This is a genomic window from Streptomyces sp. Tek67B01 (assembly GCF_055231995.1).
The window spans coordinates 4,720,366-4,741,061 of the sequence record NZ_JBUYUY010000001.1; the positions used below are offsets into that span (position 1 = coordinate 4,720,366).

A 20,696-nucleotide genomic window follows, 5' to 3' on the forward strand; every position below is an offset into this window, starting at 1 on the left:
CCCCTTCGCGTATGCGCCGGCGTCAGGCCTTGACGCGGGCGGTGTTGTAGAGCTTGGCGGCCAGCTGGGACAGCTCGTCCTGGGTGCCGCTGCTGCCGCCCACGGTGACGGCGGCAGCGTCGATCACGTTGACCGCGACAACGGTGGAGCGGTCACCCCAAGCGCACTGGGGAATTGTGACCGAGCTGGGTTCGCCGGGCTTGGTGGGCTTGATGGCGGTCGCCTTGAGGTCGGCGCACTTCATCACGGCGCCCTTGAAGCCCGCCGGGGTGTAGGCCTTGGGGGTGCCGACCACTTCGTACTTGAAACCGAGCGCCGCGGTGTCCTTGTTGCTCGCGCTGATGTTGGCGAAGTAGGCGTCCACGGACTTCTCCGGTGAGCCGACGTCACCCCACATGCCGTTGGCGCTGAGTACCTTGCCCTTGCCACCGGGGCCGGTGGCGTACGAGGCGATCGCGTTGTGCGGGTTCATGACGCCGAGCGCCTCGGCCTTGGTCTTCTTCTCCCCCTCCAGGGGGGCGTTCGGGTCCGGTGCGCCGGTCGTCGGCGGCTGCAGCTGGTACGCGTCCACCGACGCCGGGAAGGCCAGCTTGTAGCCCTTCGTGTCCGCCGCCACCGTGCCCGAGGCGCCGCCGCCCTTGGTGAAGTACCAGCCGGCGCCCGCGATCACGCCGAGGACCACCACGACCGCGATCACCGCGCCCGCCTTGGACTTCTTCGGCTGCTGCTGCGGGGGCATCCCGCCGTACGGGGGCTGCGGGGGCATGCCCGGCTGCTGGTAGCCGTAGGCGGGCTGCGGGGGCTGCTGGGGGTAGCCCGGCGGCGGGGCCTGCTGCGGGTAGCCGTAGCCGGGCTGCGGCGCGGGCTGCCCGTACGGGGCCGGCTGCGGCGGCGGGCCCCCGTACGGTCCGGGCTGCTGCGGCTGCTGACCGTACGGTCCCGGCTGGTTGTAACTCATGACCCGCGTCCCCCTTTAGGAACTTCTTATGTTGGTCATATCTTGACCGAAGTTCCCGCTGGTCCTGGCTCCGGGGCCCCAGGCGTTACCGAACTACGACGCCCGGACCTCCGTCACGCCCCGCAGCGCCCGGGTCTGTTCGGCGAGCGCGGCGAGCGTCACCGGCTCGTTCTCCACCGGGACGGTCACCGTCACCAGTGAGCTGTGGTCCGCCCACATGCACACCGGGAGCGTGCCGGCGGCGACGTGGACCGTGCCGCACCGCATGGCGGCGTCCTCCGGCGTGCCGGCCGGCTCCGGGGCCGCGTCGGCCGCCCCCATCTCGTGGAGGCCTCGGGTCAGCACCGAACCCGGGTCCCCGTCGTCGAACCGGCCGGCCGCCCCGCTGACCACCAGCCGCGCGGTGCCCGACGCGTCGGCGTAGACCACGGCGACCTGCTCGGTGCCCGGCTTCCGCGGGCCCTGGCCCAGCTTGATCGCGTCGACGCGCGGTCCGGAGTCCTGGAGCGTCAGGCCCTGGAAGGAGGCGGGCGGCGCGAGCCGGTACCGTCCGGCGTCCGACGGGCCGCCGTCGAGGACCGCGGTCACGGCCGCCTTGCCGGCGACCACGCCCACGATGGCCCCCAGCGCCACCCCGACCTTCACCAGCACGCGCTTCTTCGGCGGGACGTTCGGGATGGACGCGTAGGGATGTACCGAAGGGGCGGCGGTGGGCTGCCCGGTGATCTCGTTCATGCGCCCAGTCAGGCCGATCGGTCATGGCCCCGTCAAGGCAAGCCGGAGGGTGGAACGGATTCGTGACGCGGGCGGGGCCGCCCGTATCCTGTGGTGCGTGACCGAGAACACGCAGACACCCAGCAGCCCCAACTCCGAACTGCCGACCCAGTACGCGCCGGCCGAGGTAGAGGGGAAGCTCTACGAGCGCTGGGTAGAGCGTGGGTACTTCACGGCCGACGCGGCGAGCGAGAAGCCCTCGTACACCATCGTCATCCCGCCGCCGAACGTCACCGGCTCCCTCCACCTGGGGCACGCCTTCCAGCACACGCTGATGGACGCCCTGACCCGCCGCAAGCGGATGCAGGGCTACGAGTCGCTGTGGCTGCCCGGCATGGACCACGCCGGCATCGCCACCCAGAACAAGGTCGAGCAGCAGCTCGCCGAGGAGGGCAAGTCCCGCCACGACCTGGGTCGCGAGGAGTTCGTCGAGCGCGTCTGGCAGTGGAAGGAAGAGTACGGCGGCAAGATCCTCGGCCAGATGCGGCGCCTCGGTGACGGCGTCGACTGGTCCCGTGAGCGCTTCACCATGGACGAGGGCCTGTCCAAGGCCGTCCAGACGATCTTCAAGAAGCTCTACGACGACGGTCTGATCTACCGCGCCGAGCGCATCATCAACTGGTGCCCGCGCTGTCTCACCGCCATCTCCGACATCGAGGTGGAGTACCAGGAGGACGCCGGCGAGCTCGTCTCCATCCGGTACGGCGAGGGCGAGGACAGCCTGGTCGTGGCCACGACCCGCGCCGAGACGATGCTCGGTGACACCGCGGTCGCCGTCCACCCGGACGACGATCGGTACAAGCACCTCGTGGGCCGACAGATCAAGCTGCCGCTGACCGACCGCACCATCCCGGTCGTCGCCGACACGCACGTCGACCCGGAGTTCGGCACCGGCGCCGTCAAGGTGACCCCGGCGCACGACCCGAACGACTTCGCCATCGGGCAGCGCCACGGCCTGCCCAACATGACGATCATGGACGAGCACGGTGTCATCACCGTCCACGGGCCCTTCCTCGGCCAGGACCGTTTCGAGGCCCGCTCCGCGGTCGTCGGGGCGCTGCGCGGGCAGGGTCGGATCGTCGCCGAGAAGCGCCCGTACCTGCACTCCGTCGGGCACTGCTCGCGATGCAGCACCACCGTGGAGCCGCGCCTGTCGCTCCAGTGGTGGGTCAAGGTCGAGACCCTCGCCAAGGAGGCCGGTGACGCGGTCCGCGACGGCCGGGTCGCGATCCACCCCGAGGACATGTCGAAGCGCTACTTCGACTGGGTCGACAACCTCAACGACTGGTGCATCTCGCGCCAGCTGTGGTGGGGCCACCGCATCCCGGTCTGGTACGGCCCGGACGGCGAGGTCGTCTGCGTCGGCCCGGACGAGGAGGCGCCGACCGGCGAGGGTTGGAAGCAGGACACCGACGTCCTCGACACCTGGTTCTCGTCCGGCCTGTGGCCGTTCTCCACGCTCGGCTGGCCGGAGCGGACCCCGGACCTGGAGAAGTTCTACTCCACCGACGTCCTGGTCACCGGCCACGACATCATCTTCTTCTGGGTCGCCCGGATGATGATGTTCGGTCTGTACGCGATGGACGGGAAGGCGCCGTTCAAGACGATCGCGCTGACCGGTCTGGTCCGTGACGAGCGCGGCAAGAAGATGTCGAAGTCCTTCGGCAACGTCGTCGACCCGCTGGACTGGATGGACAAGTACGGCTCCGACGCCGTCCGCTTCACCCTGGCCAAGGGCGCCAACCCCGGCACCGACGTGCCGATCGGCGAGGACTGGGTCCAGGCCTCCAGCAAGTTCGCGAACAAGATCTGGAACGCCACCCGCTTCGCGCTGATGAACGGCGCCACCATCGAGGGCGAGCTGCCGGCCCCGGAGGAGATGTCGGCGACGGACCGCTGGATTCTGTCCCGCCTGAACAAGACGGTCGCGCAGGTCGACGCGTACTACGACGACTTCCAGTTCTCGAAGCTCAGCGAGGCCCTCTACCACTTCGCGTGGGACGAGGTCTTCGACTGGTACGTCGAGCTGTCGAAGACGACGTTCTTCGCGGGCGGGGAGCAGGCCAAGGTCTCCGGCCGGGTCCTGGGCGAGGTCATCGACGTCATGCTGCGGCTGCTGCACCCGGTGGTCCCCTTCGTCACCGAGACGCTGTGGACCACGCTGACCGGGCGCGAGTCCCTCGTGATCGCCGAGTGGCCCAAGGACAGCGGCTTCCGCGACGAGGCCGCCGAGGCCGAGATCCTGAGCGTCCAGTCGGTGGTCACGGAGGTCCGCCGCTTCCGCAAGGAGCAGGGTCTCCAGGACGGGCAGAAGGTCCCGGCCCGCCTGGACCTCGCCGGTACGGCGCTCGCCGCGCACGAGGCCGCCATCCGCCAGCTCCTGCGCCTCCAGCCGGAGGGCGAGGAGTTCAACGCCACCGCGACCCTGCCGGTCGCCGGGGCCACCGTCGCCCTCGACCTGTCGGGGACCATCGACGTGGCGGCCGAGCGCAAGCGCCTCACCAAGGACCTCGGCGCCGCCGAGAAGGAGAAGCAGCAGGCCGAGGCGAAGCTCGGGAACGAGGCGTTCATCGCCAAGGCGCCCGACAACGTCGTGGACAAGATCAAGGGCCGTCTCGCCAAGGCCGAGTCGGACATCGCCCGCATCCAGGCCCAGCTGGCCGGGCTCCCGGCCGCGTAGCCGCCGGGCCCCGTCAGGGGTGACCCGCCAAGGCCCCCGCACCGTCCCTCGGTGCGGGGGCCTTCGCCGTACGCCCTTCCGACCGAGTACGCCTACCGACCGGAGTGCGCCCTCCCGACCGGAGTGCGGCATCTCACCCCCGCGCCCCCGCAGCCCCGATCCGATCGCCGGAGCCGACCACGCATGATGGGGGACATGCACGTCAAGCCCGTCGCCTCGGCGCTCCACCGGGTCGTGTCCGCCGGTCGCCGGGTCGCCGAGGGCCGGGCCGGGTCACCGCGGGCGCTGGACGTCCTGACGGCGCTGGGCTGCCTCGCTCTGATGGCGCTGGACCTGCCGGGACTCGCCGCCGCCGACCACTCCCCGAACGGGCCGGCCGCCGCCGCCGTCCTGACGGCTGGCTGCGCGAGCCTGCTGGTACGGCGCCGGCTGCCCTGGGCCGCGTACCTCACCGCGCTGTTGTTCATCGGCTGGCTGCACGAGCTGACGCTGATCCAGTTCGCCCTGTACTCCGTCGGCCGTTACCGGGGCCGCCGGGCCGGAATCCTCGCCACCACCGGCTACGTGGTCTTCGCGCTCGCCGTGTTCAGCCTGCCGGGCTGGCCCGAACCGAGGGCGGAGACCCTCAGCGCCTTCCTCAGCCTGGTGGTGCCGATCGGGATGCTCGCCTCCGCCGTCGGCATCGCCGCCTACCGGCACGACCTCGTGCGCGAACTCGACACCCGCCGGGCCGAGTCCGCCGTACTCCAAGCCGTCCAGGACGAGCGGACCTCCGTCGCGCGCGACGTCCACGACTTCGTCGGCCGGGAGCTGACCCTGCTGACGGTGCGCTCGGAGGTGCTGGCGGTGCGGGCCCGCGAGAGCGCGTACGCGAAGGAGTTCGAGGAGCTCGCCGACACGGCGCGCCGCGCCCACCTCGTGCTCAACGAGATCATCGTGCAGCGCGGGGAGCGGGCGGCGACCCCGGGGATCGACGGACTCGAAGAGCTCGCCGGACGGAGCGGGCAGGCGGGCTCCCCCGTACGGCTGGTGATCGACCCTCAGGCGCGTGAGGTGTCGCCGTTGCGCCAGGCGGCGGTCTACCGGGTGGTGCAGGAGTGCCTGACCAACGCCGCCAAGCACGCCCGGGGCGAGACCATCGAGGTGTCGGTCACGGCCGACGGACGGTGTCTGCGCATCCGCGTCGCCAACGGCCTCCCCGACCGGAACCCGGCGCGCGCGCCCGTCTCGGCCGGCTCGGGGACGGCGAGCATGGCCGAACGAGTCCACAGCCTGGGCGGAACCCTGACGGCGGCCCGCACCGAGGACGCGTACGTCGTCGAGGCGACCTTGCCGCGCGGCTGAACGCCGTGGCGGGGCCTACGCCTTCGCCGGGGCGAGCACGCTGCCGAGCGTGTCCATGTCCTCCACGCAGCGGCCCGAGCCGAGCACCACGCAGTTCAGCGGCGCGTCCGCCACGAACACCGGGATGCCGGTCGCGGAGGCGATGCGCAGGTCCAGGCCGGGCAGCAGCGCCCCGCCACCCGTCAAGACGATGCCGCGCTCCATCACGTCACCGGACAGCTCGGGCGGACACTCCTCCAAGGTGGTGCGCACGGCGGCGATGATCGCCTCCACCGGCTCGTCGAGGGCGGCCCGTACGTCGCGCGCCGTCAGCTCCAGCGTCTTCGGCATGCCGCCGACCTTCTCGCGCCCGCGCACGGTGTGGGTGCGGCCCTCCAACTCGGGCAGGCCCGGGACCGGCCAGGCCGAGCCGATGGCGACCTTGACGTCCTCGGCGGTGCGCTCGCCGAGGAGCAGCGCGTGCTCCTTGCGCACGTGGTCGGTGATCGCGGTGTCCATCCGGTCGCCACCGACGCGCAACGACCGCGAGGTGACGATGCCGCCCAGCGAGATGACGGCGACCTCCGAGGTGCCGCCGCCGATGTCCACCACCATCGAGCCGCGCGCCTCCGAGACCGGCAGCCCCGCCCCGATCGCCGCCGCCATCGGTTCCTCGATCAGGTGCACGGACTTGGCGCCGGCCCGGGTGGAGGCCTGGATGATCGCCCGCCGTTCGACCTGGGTGACGCCCGACGGTACGCAGATCACCATCCGGGTGCGCTGCCGGCGACCGGGGACCGCCTTGCGCACGAAGTGCCGGATCATCTCCTCGGCGGCCTCGAAGTCGCAGATCACCCCGTCCCTCAGCGGGCGGATCGCGGTGATGGAGCCCGGGGTGCGGCCGAGGGTCTCCTTGGCTTCCGTCCCGACCGCCAAGGCCGTCGTCGTACCGGTCCTGACCGCCACCACGGACGGCTCATCGAGGACGATCCCGTGCCCCCGGGCGTAGACGAGGGTGTTCGCGGTTCCCAGGTCGATCCCTATGTCACGGCTGGACGCCGTCTTGTCGGTGCTGGCCTGCGGCATTCGTTCCCCTATCTGCTGCCCGCAAGGCTTGCATAACGAAACGGTCGCGACGGCGGCCGAAGGTCCCGAAACGGCCGGGCCGAAGGTCCCTGCGCCCCTCGTCCGTAGACTGGTCCCCGTGAGTGAGCAGCAGCCCGACAGCCACGGCCCCGACGACCTCGGCCGACCCTTCGACGCGAGCGACGAGTTCGAGCGGATCGTCTCGGAAGAGTCCGACCGCGACCCCGACCTGGCGGTGATCGAGGCCGGCAGCCGCACCCTGCGCGCGCACGGCGGAGCGCCGCAGGACGAGCAGGTGCCCGCCGCGCCCGCCGACCCGGAGGTGGCCAAGGCGCTGCAGGAGGTGGAGCAGGAGCTGGCCGGCCGCTGGGGCGAGACCAAACTGGAGCCGTCCGTCTCGCGCATCGCCGCGCTGATGGACGTCCTGGGCGAGCCGCAGCGCGCGTACCCCTCGATCCACATCACCGGCACCAACGGCAAGACCAGCACCGCCCGTATGGTCGAGGCGCTGCTGAACGCCTTCGACCTGCGCACCGGCCGCTACACCAGCCCGCACGTGCAGTCGATCACCGAGCGGATCAGCCTGGACGGGGCGCCGATCAGCGCCGAGCGGTTCGTCGAGACCTACCACGACATCAAGCCCTACGTGGAGATGGTCGACGCCTCCGAGGAGTACCGGCTGTCCTTCTTCGAGGTGCTCACCGGGATGGCCTACGCGGCCTTCGCGGACGCGCCCGTGGACGCGGCGGTGGTGGAGGTCGGCATGGGCGGCTCGTGGGACGCGACCAACGTGATCGACGGCGCGGTGGCCGTGATCACCCCGATCAGTCTCGACCACACGGACCGGCTCGGCTCCACGACGGCCGAGATCGCCCAGGAGAAGGGCGGCGTCATCAAGCAGGGCGCGACCGTGATCCTGGCGCAGCAGCCGGTGGACGCGGCGCAGGTGCTACTCAAGAAGGCCGTCGAGGTCGACGCGACCGTGGCCCGCGAGGGCATGGAGTTCGGTGTCGTCTCCCGCGAGGTGGCGGTCGGCGGACAGATGCTGACCCTGCGCGGCATGGGCGGCGAGTACGACGGCATCTTCCTGCCCCTGTACGGCGCCCACATGGCGCACAACGCGGCGGTGGCCCTGGCCGCGGTCGAGGCGTTCTTCGGCGTCGGCGGCGAGCACGCCCGGGAACTGGACGCCGACACGGTCCGCCGGGCCTTCGCCTCGGTGACCTCGCCGGGCCGTATGGAGGTCGTCCGGCGCAGCCCGACCGTGGTCCTGGACGCCGCGCACAACCCGGCGGGGGCGCGGGTCACCGCGGAGGCGGTCACCGAGGCGTTCGGCTTCAGCCGGTTGATCGGCGTCGTGGGCGCCAGCGAGGGCAAGGACGTGAAGGGGGTCTTCGAGGCCTTCGAGCCGATCTTCGCGGAGGTCGTCGTCACGGAGAACACCAGCCACCGGGCGATCTCGGCCGACGAGCTCGCCGCCATCGCGGTCGAGGTCTTCGGGCCGGACCGGGTGCAGGTGGAGCCCCGGCTGGACGACGCGCTGGAGGCGGCCATCACCCTGGCGGAGGAAGAGGCCGAATACGGTGGGGCCGGGGTCCTGGTGACCGGCTCCGTGATCACGGTGGGCGAGGCCCGCCTGCTGCTGAAGAGGGGCTGAGGAATGCGCACGCTGTGTGCTTCGACGCTGATCGGCGAGTTCTTCGTGATCGGTTTCGCGGGTCTGGTGGCGATGAAGGACCCGGACCTGACCCAGGCGACCGTGTGGACGGTGTGCGGCATCGCGATGCTGCTGTCCGTGCTGCTGTGCGGGATGTTGTCGCGCCCCGGCGCGGTACAGCTCGGCTGGGCCCTGCAGATCGGGCTGGTCCTCAGCGGGTTCGTCGTCCCGACCATGTTCTTCCTCGGAGCGGTCTTCGCCGGCCTGTGGTGGTGCTCGGTGCACTACGGGCGCAAGGTCGACGCCGCGAAGGCCCGCTGGGCGGCGCAGAACGAGGCGCCGGCCGAGGCGTAAGGCGCCCCGGGGCCCCCTGTAGCCTCGTCGGACCGCACCCGTATGCCGCAAGGAGTTTCCACATGACCCAGCGCACGCTCGTCATCCTCAAGCCCGACGCCGTCCGTCGTGGCCTGATCGGCGAGATCATCGGCCGCATCGAGCGGAAGGCCGGCTGGACCGTTCCCGCGCTGGAGCTGCGCACGCTGGACCAGGAGACCCTGGAGACCCACTACGGCGAGCACAAGGGCAAGCCCTTCTACGAGCCCCTCATGGGCTTCATGGCGAGCGGGCCGGTCGTCGTCCTGGTCGTCGAGGGCGAACGCGTGATCGAGGGCGTCCGGCAGCTGGCGGGTCCCACCGACCCGATCGCCGCGGCGCCCGGCTCCATTCGGGGTGACTACGGCACCATCACCCGGGAGAACCTCATCCACGCCTCGGATTCCGAGGCTTCGGCGGAGCGCGAGCTGAAGCTCTTCTTCCCCGCCCTCTGAACCGAAGCGGAACCCGTGCCGCGCCGCGCGAGCACCCGTCGCCCCGACGCGACATCAGCCATATAGCGCTCATGACCTGGGGCGACCGAAGTAATTTCGGTCGCCCTTCGGTATGACGGGCGGCGAGCGGGAACGCATGTGCAGGACACGACGTCACCACTAAGGGGGCGGGTATCCGTTCCGGCGGGATTGCCGGAGTCCCGTCGCGCGATGTCCGTACCCGCGGCACTACGATGGGGCCTCCACCCACACACCCACCTCGCCGACCTGACAGCAGCCGCTATCAACTGGAAGGCCAGACGCTCCTCATGGGGAACAAGGGGAACAACATGTCGTTCATCGGCCGTGACATGGCGATCGACCTCGGGACCGCCAACACGCTGGTGTACGTGAGGGGCCGGGGGATCGTCCTGAACGAGCCGTCCGTGGTCGCCATCAACACGAACACCGGTGGAATCCTGGCGGTCGGCTCCGAGGCGAAGAAGATGATCGGCCGGACGCCCGGCAACATCGTCGCCGTACGGCCCCTCAAGGACGGCGTGATCGCCGACTTCGAGATCACCGAGCGCATGCTCCGGTACTTCATCCTCAAGATCCACAAGCGCCGCTACCTGGCTCGTCCGCGCGTCGTGGTCTGCGTCCCCTCCGGCATCACCGGAGTGGAGCGCCGCGCCGTCATCGAGGCGTCCACCCAGGCCGGCGCCCGCCAGGTACACATCATCGAGGAGCCGATGGCCGCCGCCATCGGCTCGGGCCTGCCCGTCCACGAGGCCACCGGCAACATGGTCGTGGACATCGGCGGCGGCACCACCGAGGTCGCCGTCATCTCCCTCGGCGGAATCGTCACGGCGCAGTCCATCCGGGTCGCCGGCGACGAGTTGGACAACGCGATCATCCAGCACATCAAGAAGGAGTACTCGCTCCTCCTCGGTGAACGCACCGCCGAACAGATCAAGATCACGATCGGGTCGGCGTACGACCTCGACAAGGACGAGCACACCGAGATCCGGGGCCGCGACCTCGTCTCCGGTCTGCCGAAGACGGTCGTCATCTCCGCGGCGGAGGTGCGCAAGGCCATCGAGGAACCGGTCAACGCCATCGTGGACGCGGTGAAGACCACCCTCGACAAGTGCCCGCCGGAACTCTCCGGCGACATCATGGACCGCGGCATCGTCCTCACCGGCGGCGGCGCCCTGTTGCGCGGACTCGACGAACGGCTGCGCCGCGAGACGGGCATGCCGATCCACATCGCCGAGGACCCCCTCGACTCCGTGGCACTCGGCTCCGGCAAGTGCGTCGAGGAATTCGAAGCACTCCAGCAAGTCCTGGACGCCCAGCCCCGGCGTTGATCGAAATCCCCGTATCGGGGCATGTGGAACACAAGGATCCGCCGTACGGGTGCTACCGCGCCTGTGCGGCGGATCGTTGATATACAGGCACAGTCCGGTGCGAGCCCCGGCTCCGTCGGAGCGGCTCCGGCACCGCGAATACCTACGAGGAAGGCACGCCGCCGCACGTGAGGGACACACGAGAGAGCCGGCTGCTCCTGGTGCTTCTGATCGCCATCGCGTTCGCATTGATCACGGTGGACATCAGGGCGGGCGAGGAGTCACCGGTCGACGGCGCCCGGCAAGCCGCCGCAGCGGTCTTCGGCCCCGTGGAGAAGGGCGTCGCGACCGCGGTCGACCCGGTCGCCCACGCCATAGGCGCCGTACGGGACTCCGACGAGCGCCACAACCGGATCAAGACGCTCGAACGCGAGAACACCGCGCTGAAGGCGAAGCTGGGCAGCGACGACCAGACCCGCAGCCGGATCCACGAACTCGACGCGATGCTCAAGCGGGCGGGCGCCGGACAGTACGGCATCAAGGGCGCCGAGGTCATCGGGATAGGAGCGGCCCAGGGCTTCTCCTGGACCGTCACCATCGACGCCGGCAGCAAGGACGGCATCGAGCGCGACATGACCGTCCTCAACGGCGACGGCCTCGTCGGCCGCGTCACGACCGTCGGTCCCGACACGTCCACCGTGGTCCTCGCCAACGACCCCGACTTCACCGTGGGCACCCGCCTGGAGAAGACCGGGGAACTCGGCTTCGCCACCGGCCAGGGCGACCGCGCCCTGTCGGTGCAGATGCTGAACGGCAAGGCCAAGATCGCCCCCGGGGACCGGCTCGTCACCTTCGGCTCGCGCGGCAACAAGCCCTTCGTGCCGGGCGTCCCCATCGGCGAGGTGGTCAAGGTCGACCCCTCGCGCGGCGACCTCACCCGCACCGTGTGGGTGCGTCCGTTCGTCGGCTTCTCGCGCCTGGACATCGTCGGTGTCGTGGTGATGCCGCCGCGCGAGGACCCGCGCGACGCCGTCCTGCCGCCCAAGCCCGAAGTGAAGCCCACCCCGACCGTCACCGTCACCGTGACCCCGTCGGCGTCCGCCAGTGCCCCCGCCAAGCCGGCCGACGAGTAGGAGCCGACCGCCCATGCGCTTCAACCGGATGCTGCTCTCCGCCACGCTGATCGTGGTCGCCCTCGTCATCCAGGTCACCGTCCTCGGCCGGCTGCAACTCCCCGGCGCCGTACCCGATCTGCTCCTGCTCACCGTCGTCGCCCTCGCCCTGGTCTACGGACACCTCAGCGGAGCCTTCGTCGGCTTCGGCGCGGGCCTCCTCGCGGACCTCGCGCCGCCCGCCGACCACGCCGCCGGCCGGTACGCCCTCGTGCTCTGCGTCATCGGCTACCTCGTCGGCCTGGCCCGCCCCGACAACGGGCGCTTCCGCTCCGCCTGGGGGCCGCTGACGGCCGTCGTCGCCGCCGCGATCGGCTCCACCCTGCTCTACGCGGGCGTCGGCGCACTCGTCGGCGACACGGCCGCCCGACACGTCGGCCTCACCGAACTGCTTTTCACCGCCATGCTCTACGACCTGCTCCTCGCGCCCTTCACCGTGCCGCTCGTCATGGCGCTCGCCCGCCGCGCCGAGAACGACCCGATGGCCGTCGAAGCGGGCGGCGGACCCCCCAAGGGCAAGGACCTGTCCTCCGGCTGGCTCACCGGCGGAACAGGGCTGCGGATCGGCAGTCAGCGCGGCGGGCTGCGGCTGAAGACCGCGCGGGGACGCGCGAACCGGGCCGGCCGCATAAAGGGCGTCAAAGGCGTGAAGAGCGTCAGGAAGCTGTGACGGGGGACCAGGCGTGACCAACATTCCGGAGACCGGCCGCACCCCCCGGGTGCAGATCCGGCTCGTCATCATCCAGGTACTCGTCTTCTCGCTGCTGTTCACACTCGGCGGTCGCCTCTGGTACCTCCAGATCCGCAACGGCTCCGAGTACGCCGACGAGGCCAAGAACAACCACGTCCAACAGGTAGTCCAACCCGCCGTGCGCGGCTCGATCCTGGACGACCGCGGAGTGCCGCTCGCCGACAACGAGACCCGTCTGGTCGTCTCCGCCAGCCGCACCGAGCTGATGAAGATAAAGGACAAGGGCAAAGGCGTCCTCACCCGGCTCGCCGACGTACTGGACATGAAGCCGCAGGACGTCATGGACAAGGTCCGGCTCTGCGACTCCAAGACCCCGCAGCCCTGCTGGAACGGCTCCCCGTACCAGCCGATCCCGGTCACCCTGGAGGCCACCACCCAGCAGGCCCTCCAGATCCGCGAACGCCCCGAGGACTTCCCCGGCATCACCGCCGAACCCACCGCCGTGCGCCGCTACCCGGCCCCCGGCGGCGCGAACACCGGCCAGGTGCTCGGCTACCTCTCCCCGGTCACCGACGACGAGATCCAGAAGGCCAAGAACACCAACTCGCCGTTCCTGCGCTCCGACCAGGTCGGCCGCTTCGGCCTTGAGCGCACCTACGACAAGGAGCTGCGCGGCAAGTCCGGCGTCACCCGCTACGAGGTCGACAACCTCGGCCGGGTCATCGGCGAGGCGAAGAACGACCCGGCCGTCCCCGGCGCCCACGTCGTCACCAGCATCGACGCCCGGGTCCAGGCGGTCGCCGAGTACGAGCTGAACAACGCGATGGTCCAGGCGCGCAAGGAGGTCGACCGCAACACCGGCGTCCCCTACAAGGCCGACGCCGGCGCCATCGTCGTCCTGGAGGCCAAGACCGGCCGCGTCGTCGCCATGGCCTCCAACCCCACCTACGACCCGAACGTCTGGGTCGGCGGGATCTCCGGCAAGGACTACGCCAAGCTCACCTCCAAGGAGTCCAACGTCCCGCTGATGAACCGGGCGATCCAGGGCCAGGCCGCCCCCGGCTCCATCTTCAAGGTCATCCCCACCACCGCCGCGGTCAACGCCGGGTACAAGTTCGACGGCAGCTACCCCTGCCCCAGCTCGTACTCCATCGGCGGCCAGGTCTTCAAGAACTTCGAGTCCCAGGGCCACGGCTCGATCACCCTCGGCCAGGCCCTCGAAGTCTCCTGCGACACCGTCTTCTACGGCCTCGCCCACCAGCAGTGGCTCAAGGACGGCGGGCTCAAGCCCGTCAAGCAGCCCGGCGACATCTTCTTCAAGACCGCCCACCAGTTCGGTCTCGGCGCCGAGACCGGCGTGGACCTCCCGGGCGAGGAGAAGGGCCGCGTCCCCGACCGCCAGTGGAAGCAGCGGTTCTGGGCGGCCAACAAGGACCAGTGGTGCAAGACCGGCAAGAAGGGCGGCACCTACATCGAGCTGCTCAACTACGAGAACTGCCTCGAAGGCAACATCCTGCGCGCCGGTGACGCCGTCAACTACTCCATCGGACAGGGCGACACCCTGGTCACCCCCATCCAGATGGCCACCATCTACGCCGCCATCTCCAACGGCGGCACCATGTGGAACCCGACCATCGGCAAGGCCATCGTCAGCGCCGACGGCAAGAGCGTCCAGGAGATCCAGCCCAAGGCGCACGGCAAGCTCCCCATGGACGAGAAGACCAGGCAGCAGATAGGAGAAGCGCTGGAGGGCGTCGCGACCCGCGGTACGGCCGCCTGGCGCTTCGGCGGCTGGCCGCAGAAGCAGATCCCGATGCACGCCAAGACCGGTACCGCCGAGGTCTACGGCAAGCAGACGACCTCCTGGTTCGCCACCTACACCGACGACTACACGATCGTGATGACGATCTCCCAGGGCGGCACCGGCTCCGGCGCGTCCGGTCCCGCCGTGCGCAACGTCTACAACGCCATCTACGGCCTCGACATGGCCGGCAAGCAGGACCTGTCGAAGGCCCTGCTCCCCAAGCCGCAGGCGACGCTGCCGACCATCCAGCCGGACGGCTCCATCGACGCCCCCGAGATCAAGCCGTACGTGCCGCCGTCCCCGGAGGACGCGCCACCACCGGCCCTCGCGGGACCGCCGGCCCCGCCCGTCGCGAAGCAGGACTGAGGACCCGATGCAGACCGCGAACAAGTTCTCCGTCTCCCGCTACGCGCCCCGGCAACGCGGGACGCTGACCAGGCTCACCGCACGGGACTCGGTACTGCGCCGACTCGACTGGCCGATACTGCTCTCCGCGATCGCGCTGTCCTTCATCGGCTCGATGCTGGTGTGGTCGGCGACCCGCAACCGCACCCACCTGAACCAGGGCGACCCGTACTACTTCCTGGAACGGCACGCCCTGAACACCGGGATCGGCATCGTGCTGATGATCGGCACCGTCTGGCTCGGCCACCGCACCCTGCGGGGGGCGGTGCCGATCCTGTACGGGCTCTCGCTCGTGCTCGTCCTCGCCGTCCTCACGCCGCTCGGCGCGACCATCAACGGCGCCCACGCCTGGATCGTGATCGGCGGCGGGTTCTCGCTCCAGCCCTCCGAGTTCGTGAAGATCACGATCATCCTGGGCATGGCGATGCTGTTGGCGGCCCGCGTGGACGCCGGTGACCTGGAACATCCCGATCACCGCACCGTCGTGAAGGCCCTGTGCCTGGCCGCCGCCCCCATGGGCATCGTCATGCTGATGCCCGACCTCGGCTCGGTCATGGTCATGGTCGTCATCGTGCTCGGCGTGCTGCTCGCCTCCGGCGCCTCCAACCGCTGGGTGCTGGGCCTGATGGGCGCGGGGGCGGCCGGAGCCGTCCTGATCTGGCAGCTCGGCATCCTGGACGAGTACCAGATCAACCGCTTCGCGGCCTTCGCCAACCCCGAGCTCGACCCGGCGGGCGTCGGCTACAACACCAACCAGGCGCGGATCGCGATCGGCTCCGGCGGACTGACCGGCTCAGGACTCTTCAAGGGCTCCCAGACCACCGGCCAGTTCGTGCCCGAGCAGCAGACCGACTTCGTCTTCACGGTGGCGGGGGAGGAACTGGGCTTCATCGGGGCCGGACTGATACTGGTCCTGCTCGGCGTGGTGCTGTGGCGCGCCTGCGTGATCGCCCGGGAGACCACCGAGCTGTACGGCACGATCGTGTGCGCCGGGATCATCGCCTGGTTCGCCTTCCAGGCCTTCGAGAACATCGGGATGACGCTCGGCATCATGCCGGTGGCGGGCCTGCCGCTGCCGTTCGTGTCCTACGGAGGGTCGTCGATGTTCGCCGTGTGGGTGGCGGTGGGGCTCTTGCAGTCGATCAGGGTCCAGCGGCCGATATCAGCCTGATCCGGCCGATCGGCGGGGCGATTCGTGGCTTTCCGTTCATGTTGTGATCCCTTCAGGGCTACGTTCGAAGCATGGCGGACACGAAGCGAGAGATCGAACGGAAGTTTGAGTTCACCTCGGCCGTGGGGGAGGCCGAGGGTGGAGCCCGGGGAAAGGCGGCGGGGAAAACCGCGGGAAAGACGGCAGGGAAGACCGCGGGGAAGGCGGCAGCGAAGGCCGCGGGAAAGAGCGTCGGAAAGGCGCAGGGGAGGGCCGCGAAGAAGCGGTTGCCGGACCTGACGGGCACGGCCGCGATCACGGCCATGCGCCGTAGGGGCACCGCGACGCTCGACGCCGTCTACTACGACACCCCCGACCTGCGGCTCGCCGCCGACGGCCTGACCCTGCGCCGCCGGACGGGCGGCGCCGACGAGGGCTGGCACCTCAAACTGCCCGTCGCCCCGGGCGTCCGCGACGAGCTCACGGCCCCGCTCGGCGACGACACCGTTCCCGGGCCCCTCGCCTCACTCCTGCGCTCCCGGACCCGCGAAGCCGAACTGATGCCCCAGGTACGGCTCGTCTCCCGGCGCAAGGTCACCCACCTCCTCGACGCCCAGGGCGCCCTGCTGGCCGAACTGAGCACCGACACCGTCACCGCCGAGCGCGGCCGGGCCACCACCGCCTGGACCGAAGTCGAAGTCGAACTCGCCGACGGCGTCGACCCGAAGCTCCTCGACGCCGTCGAGAAGACCTTCCGCAAGGCCGGCCTCAAGGTCAGCGACGCCCCCTCCAAACTGGTCCGCGCCCTCGCCGAGACGGGCGCCACCCCGCCCGCCCGGCCCGCACCCGGCCCCGCCGACGACACCGCGGGCGCGCACGTCCTCGCGTACCTGCGCGAACAGCGCGAGGCCCTCATCGCCCACGATCCCGCCGTACGCCGCGACCTGCCCGACTCCGTCCACCAGATGCGCGTCGCCACGCGCCGCCTGCGCAGCGCCCTCGCCACCTTCCGCACGGTGCTCGACCGGACGGCCACCGACCCGCTGCGCGCCGAGCTGCGCTGGCTGGCCACCGAACTCGGAGCCGACCGCGACCAGGAAGTCCTCCGCGAACGACTGCGCACCCGGCTCGACGAAGTCGACGTCGCCCTCCTGCTAGGCCCCGTCCGCGCCCGCCTGCGTGTCTGGGACACCACCCGCAGCGCCGAGACCCGCCAGAGGGTGCTCACCGCGCTCGACAGCGAGCGGTACCTGGACCTCCTCGACTCCCTCGACGCCCTGCTCACCACTCCGCCGCTGCGCAAGGCCGCGTCCCGCCCGGCGGCGAAAGTCCTGGCCAAGGCCGTACGACGCGACCACGACCGGCTCGCCCACCGGGTCGAACGCGCCCTGGCCCTGAGCGCCGGCCACCAGCGGGACCTGGCCCTGCACGAGGCCCGCAAGGCGGCCAAACGCGCCCGCTACGCGGCCGAGGCCGCCGCCCCCGCGATCGGCAAACCCGCCGAGCGCCTCGCCAAGGCCACCAAGAAGGTGCAGACCCTGCTCGGCGACCACCAGGACTGCGTCGTCGCCCGCGACGCCCTGCGCGCACTGGCCGTCCAGGCGGCCGGCGCCGGCGAGACCTCCTTCACCTGGGGCCTGCTCCACGGCCGCGAGGAAGCCCTCGCGAAGCGCTATGAACGGGAGCTGCCGCGGGTATGGGCGAAGACCTCCCGCAGGAGCGCCTCCTTCGCCCGCGGTCGGTGATCACCGCGGCGGGGGGCGACCGAGCCGCGCGGTACGCTTGAGAGTCGCCCCCCTGCCCGCTTCACGAAAGTCGCGTGATGTCCGAGTCGGTCTTCCCACAGCTCGAAGCGCTGCTCCCGCATGTGCAGAAGCCCATCCAGTACGTCGGTGGTGAGCTCAACTCCACCGTCAAGGTCTGGGACGAGTGCGACGTCCGCTGGGCGCTGATGTACCCGGACGCGTACGAGGTCGGTCTGCCCAACCAGGGCGTCATGATCCTCTACGAGGTGCTGAACGAGCGGGAGGGCGTGCTCGCCGAGCGCACGTACAGCGTGTGGCCGGACCTCGAGGAACTGATGCGCGAGCACAAGGTCCCTCAGTTCACCGTCGACTCCCACCGCCCCGTCGGCGACTTCGACGTCTTCGGGCTCTCCTTCTCCACCGAGCTCGGCTACACCAACATGCTGACGGCCCTGGACCTCGCGGGCATCCCGCTGGAGGCCCGCAACCGTACGGTCGACCACCCCATCGTGCTCGCCGGCGGCCACGCGGCCTTCAACCCCGAGCCGATCGCGGAGTTCATCGACTGCGCGGTCATCGGTGACGGTGAGCAGGCCGTCCTCGACATGACCGAGATCATCCGGACCTGGAAGGCCGAGGGCCGCCCGGGCGGGCGCGAGGAAGTCCTCCTGCGTCTGGCCAAGACCGGCCAGGTCTACGTCCCCGGCTTCTACGACGTCGACTACCTGCCGGACGGCCGCATCGCGCGCGTGGCCCCGAACCGGTCGGGCGTCCCGTACCGGGTCTCCAAGCACACCGTCATGGACCTCGACGAGTGGCCGTATCCCAAGCAGCCGCTGGTCCCGCTCGCCGAGACCGTCCACGAGCGGATGTCCGTCGAGATCTTCCGCGGCTGCACCCGCGGCTGCCGTTTCTGCCAGGCCGGCATGATCACGCGCCCCGTGCGGGAGCGAAGCATCACCGGCATCGGCGAGATGGTCGAGAAGGGTCTCAAGGCCACCGGTTTCGAGGAGGTCGGCCTCCTGTCGCTGTCCTCCGCGGACCACACCGAGATCGCGGACATCGCCAAGGGCCTGGCCGACCGCTACTCGGACGACAAGGTGGGGCTGTCCCTGCCATCGACCCGCGTGGACGCGTTCAACGTGGACCTGGCCAACGAGCTGACCCGCAACGGCCGCCGCTCCGGACTGACCTTCGCCCCCGAAGGCGGCTCCGAGCGGATGCGCAAGGTCATCAACAAGATGGTCTCGGAAGAGGACCTCATCCGTACCGTCGCCACCGCGTACGGCAACGGCTGGCGCCAGGTGAAGCTGTACTTCATGTGCGGCCTGCCGACGGAGACCGACGAGGACGTCCTCCAGATCGGCGACATGGCGGTCAACGTCATCGCCAAGGGCCGCGAGGTCTCCGGCCAGAACGACATCCGCTGCACGGTGTCGATCGGCGGATTCGTACCGAAGCCGCACACCCCCTTCCAGTGGGCCCCGCAGCTGTCGGCGGAGGAGACGGACGCCCGCCTGACGAAGCTGCGCGACAAGATCCGCGGCGACAAGAAGTACGGCCGCTCCATCGGTTTCCGCTACCACGACGGCAAGCCCGGCATCGTGGAGGGCCTCCTCTCCCGCGGCGACCGCCGCATCGGCGACGTCATCCGGGCGGTCTACGAGTCCGGCGGCCGCTTCGACGGCTGGCGCGAGCACTTCTCCTACGACCGCTGGATGCAGGCGGCGGAGAAGACCCTGCCGGCCTACGGCGTGGACGTCGCCTGGTACACCACCCGCGAGCGCACCTACGAGGAGGTCCTCCCCTGGGACCACCTCGACTCCGGCCTGGACAAGGACTGGCTCTGGGAGGACTGGCAGGACGCCCTCGACGAAACGGAGGTCGAGGACTGCCGCTGGACGCCGTGCTTCGACTGCGGCGTGTGCCCTCAGTTCGACACATGGCCACAAGTAGGACCGACGGGTAAGAAGCTGCTCCCGCTTGAGGTCAAGAAGTAGCCGTGACCAGCGGCGATGCCGTCCAGAGGATGGCTGAGACGCTCGCTGGCATGAGCGAGGCGGAGCGTACCGAGATCCTTCGAGGGCTCGGGACGAGGGAGCGTGAGCAGGCTTCCCGCCCTGTGCGGCGTACGCCGCTCCCTGCTCCTCGGCAAGATCCGGGCATCGTCTCGGCGGTCGAGTGGGTGTAGCTGACGAGAGGCGTCCGGGCCGTAAGGGTCCGGGCGCCTTTTGCGTGGCGCCGATGGACAGCATCGGGTCGGATCGGGGTGAACATGCCCTCTTGACCCGCAGGTTCCGACAGAGTGAAGGTCGTGCAACCAGGCGCAACGCGCTCGACAGGGAGGGACACCATGGCCTTACGGTTCGTCGGTAAAGATCCCGAGTCCGGAGATCACGGATCACCCGCTGTGTGGGTGGACCAGGAGTCGAAGGATCTTGTGATCCAGGGGTGGACGGCAGACGAGCGGACCACGGGCGAGAGCTCGCGAGATGTGCCGATCCCCGGGCACGAGTCGGTGATCAGGGTTCCGAAGCGGATGATCCCGCTTCTCAGGGAGGCGCTCCGTGTCGCAGAGTCTGACTGACTTCTCTGACCTCATCAGGTCAGTGCAGGAGTCAGCCGTGCATCTTGAGATGCGCGACACGTACGGCGTCGAGAACGAGATCGAAGGCTTCGCCGCGTGGAAGCAAGGGCGCCGGCTCGACCCTGAGGACCGGGGTTCGTGGTGGCGTCCCTGGCTCGACCTCGTTCAGGAGGTCACGGCCAAGGGCGTGGTCATCCGACGTGCCCGCATCGTCTCGGAGCCGGTCAGCGATTACATCGCCTTCGAGCACTCGGGCACCTTTACGAACGTGGCGGCCGGAGAGCAGATCCGTTGGCTGCCCCGTCGCAACGCCTCGGACCTTGCCCTGCCGGGCAACGACTTCTGGTTGTTCGACGGCCGCCTTGTCCAGTTCAACGTCTTCGACGGCGTCGGCCGGTGGGTCCACACTGACCAGACGGAAGACCCTGCCGCAGTTGATCTGTGCGCGTCGGCGTTCGAAGCGGTGTGGGAGCGAGCCGTCCCGCACGAGAAGTACGCCGTCTGATTCC

16 protein-coding genes are annotated in these 20,696 nt (G+C 70.1%); 13 read left to right on the top strand and 3 right to left on the bottom strand.

Annotated features, from left to right (window positions below):
* Positions 1–22 precede the first annotated feature (22 nt).
* Together ACV7NM_RS21195 and ACV7NM_RS21200 are read right to left on the bottom strand one after the other, a co-directional pair.
* On the bottom strand, positions 23–958 hold the full coding sequence (locus tag ACV7NM_RS21195; RefSeq protein ID WP_463411738.1) for a hypothetical protein: 936 nt from the start codon (positions 956–958) through the stop codon (positions 23–25).
* A 93-nt stretch (positions 959–1,051) separates the two neighbouring features.
* The gene (locus tag ACV7NM_RS21200) at positions 1,052–1,693 is read right to left on the bottom strand and encodes a hypothetical protein (protein WP_463411739.1); all 642 of its coding nucleotides are present in this window, start codon (positions 1,691–1,693) and stop codon (positions 1,052–1,054) included.
* A 97-nt stretch (positions 1,694–1,790) separates the two neighbouring features.
* On the opposite strand from ACV7NM_RS21200, the gene ACV7NM_RS21205 reads away from it, so the two are divergent.
* On the top strand, positions 1,791–4,412 hold the full coding sequence (locus ACV7NM_RS21205) for a valine--tRNA ligase (RefSeq protein ID WP_463411740.1): 2,622 nt from the start codon (positions 1,791–1,793) through the stop codon (positions 4,410–4,412).
* A 195-nt stretch (positions 4,413–4,607) separates the two neighbouring features.
* On the top strand, positions 4,608–5,756 hold the full coding sequence (locus ACV7NM_RS21210; RefSeq protein ID WP_463411741.1) for a sensor histidine kinase: 1,149 nt from the start codon (positions 4,608–4,610) through the stop codon (positions 5,754–5,756).
* Between the two features lie 15 nt (positions 5,757–5,771).
* Here ACV7NM_RS21210 and ACV7NM_RS21215 read toward each other — a convergent pair whose 3' ends face one another.
* Positions 5,772–6,821: a rod shape-determining protein gene (locus ACV7NM_RS21215; RefSeq protein ID WP_463411742.1), complete on the bottom strand. Its 1,050-nt coding sequence runs from the start codon at positions 6,819–6,821 to the stop codon at positions 5,772–5,774.
* 118 nt (positions 6,822–6,939) lie between these two features.
* On the opposite strand from ACV7NM_RS21215, the gene folC reads away from it, so the two are divergent.
* The 11 genes from folC (at position 6,940) to ACV7NM_RS21270 (ending at position 20,692) form a co-directional block, all read left to right on the top strand.
* A complete protein-coding gene (gene folC, locus ACV7NM_RS21220) occupies positions 6,940–8,478 on the top strand; it encodes a bifunctional tetrahydrofolate synthase/dihydrofolate synthase (protein WP_463411743.1) in 1,539 nt (512 codons plus the stop codon).
* A gap of 3 nt (positions 8,479–8,481) precedes the next feature.
* Complete coding sequence (locus tag ACV7NM_RS21225; protein WP_463411744.1) at positions 8,482–8,832, top strand: DUF4233 domain-containing protein; 351 nt, start codon at positions 8,482–8,484, stop codon at positions 8,830–8,832.
* Positions 8,833–8,894: 62 nt separating this feature from the next.
* Positions 8,895–9,305 (top strand): nucleoside-diphosphate kinase, encoded by a 411-nt coding sequence (ndk, locus tag ACV7NM_RS21230; protein ID WP_463411745.1) that lies wholly within the window; start codon positions 8,895–8,897, stop codon positions 9,303–9,305.
* A gap of 329 nt (positions 9,306–9,634) precedes the next feature.
* Positions 9,635–10,654, top strand: a complete 1,020-nt coding sequence (locus ACV7NM_RS21235) for a rod shape-determining protein (RefSeq protein ID WP_008738981.1) — start codon at positions 9,635–9,637, stop codon at positions 10,652–10,654.
* A 167-nt stretch (positions 10,655–10,821) separates the two neighbouring features.
* Complete coding sequence (gene mreC, locus ACV7NM_RS21240) at positions 10,822–11,766, top strand: rod shape-determining protein MreC (protein WP_463411746.1); 945 nt, start codon at positions 10,822–10,824, stop codon at positions 11,764–11,766.
* 13 nt (positions 11,767–11,779) lie between these two features.
* Entirely contained in the window at positions 11,780–12,475 is a 696-nt protein-coding gene (gene mreD, locus ACV7NM_RS21245; RefSeq protein WP_463411747.1) for a rod shape-determining protein MreD, read from the top strand.
* A 13-nt stretch (positions 12,476–12,488) separates the two neighbouring features.
* Complete coding sequence (mrdA, locus tag ACV7NM_RS21250; RefSeq protein WP_463411748.1) at positions 12,489–14,666, top strand: penicillin-binding protein 2; 2,178 nt, start codon at positions 12,489–12,491, stop codon at positions 14,664–14,666.
* 7 nt (positions 14,667–14,673) lie between these two features.
* Positions 14,674–15,876, top strand: a complete 1,203-nt coding sequence (gene rodA, locus ACV7NM_RS21255; protein ID WP_463411749.1) for a rod shape-determining protein RodA — start codon at positions 14,674–14,676, stop codon at positions 15,874–15,876.
* A gap of 71 nt (positions 15,877–15,947) precedes the next feature.
* A complete protein-coding gene (locus ACV7NM_RS21260; protein ID WP_463411750.1) occupies positions 15,948–17,600 on the top strand; it encodes a CYTH and CHAD domain-containing protein in 1,653 nt (550 codons plus the stop codon).
* A 74-nt stretch (positions 17,601–17,674) separates the two neighbouring features.
* Complete coding sequence (locus ACV7NM_RS21265; RefSeq protein WP_463411751.1) at positions 17,675–19,600, top strand: TIGR03960 family B12-binding radical SAM protein; 1,926 nt, start codon at positions 17,675–17,677, stop codon at positions 19,598–19,600.
* Between the two features lie 567 nt (positions 19,601–20,167).
* Positions 20,168–20,692, top strand: coding sequence for a DUF6879 family protein (locus ACV7NM_RS21270; RefSeq protein ID WP_463411752.1), 525 nt, complete (start codon positions 20,168–20,170; stop codon positions 20,690–20,692).
* The last annotated feature ends 4 nt before the right edge of the window (positions 20,693–20,696 follow it).

Bases quoted from the DNA above. Each gene is read 5' to 3' on its own strand.
- ACV7NM_RS21195 (WP_463411738.1), bottom strand. From the start codon at position 958: ATGAGTTACAACCAGCCGGGACCGTACGGTCAGCAGCCGCAGCAGCCC.
- ACV7NM_RS21200 (WP_463411739.1), bottom strand. From the start codon at position 1,693: ATGAACGAGATCACCGGGCAGCCCACCGCCGCCCCTTCGGTACATCCC.
- ACV7NM_RS21210 (WP_463411741.1), top strand. From the start codon at position 4,608: ATGCACGTCAAGCCCGTCGCCTCGGCGCTCCACCGGGTCGTGTCCGCC.
- ACV7NM_RS21215 (WP_463411742.1), bottom strand. From the start codon at position 6,821: ATGCCGCAGGCCAGCACCGACAAGACGGCGTCCAGCCGTGACATAGGG.
- ACV7NM_RS21225 (WP_463411744.1), top strand. From the start codon at position 8,482: ATGCGCACGCTGTGTGCTTCGACGCTGATCGGCGAGTTCTTCGTGATC.
- ndk (WP_463411745.1), top strand. From the start codon at position 8,895: ATGACCCAGCGCACGCTCGTCATCCTCAAGCCCGACGCCGTCCGTCGT.
- ACV7NM_RS21235 (WP_008738981.1), top strand. From the start codon at position 9,635: ATGTCGTTCATCGGCCGTGACATGGCGATCGACCTCGGGACCGCCAAC.
- mreD (WP_463411747.1), top strand. From the start codon at position 11,780: ATGCGCTTCAACCGGATGCTGCTCTCCGCCACGCTGATCGTGGTCGCC.
- rodA (WP_463411749.1), top strand. From the start codon at position 14,674: ATGCAGACCGCGAACAAGTTCTCCGTCTCCCGCTACGCGCCCCGGCAA.
- ACV7NM_RS21260 (WP_463411750.1), top strand. From the start codon at position 15,948: ATGGCGGACACGAAGCGAGAGATCGAACGGAAGTTTGAGTTCACCTCG.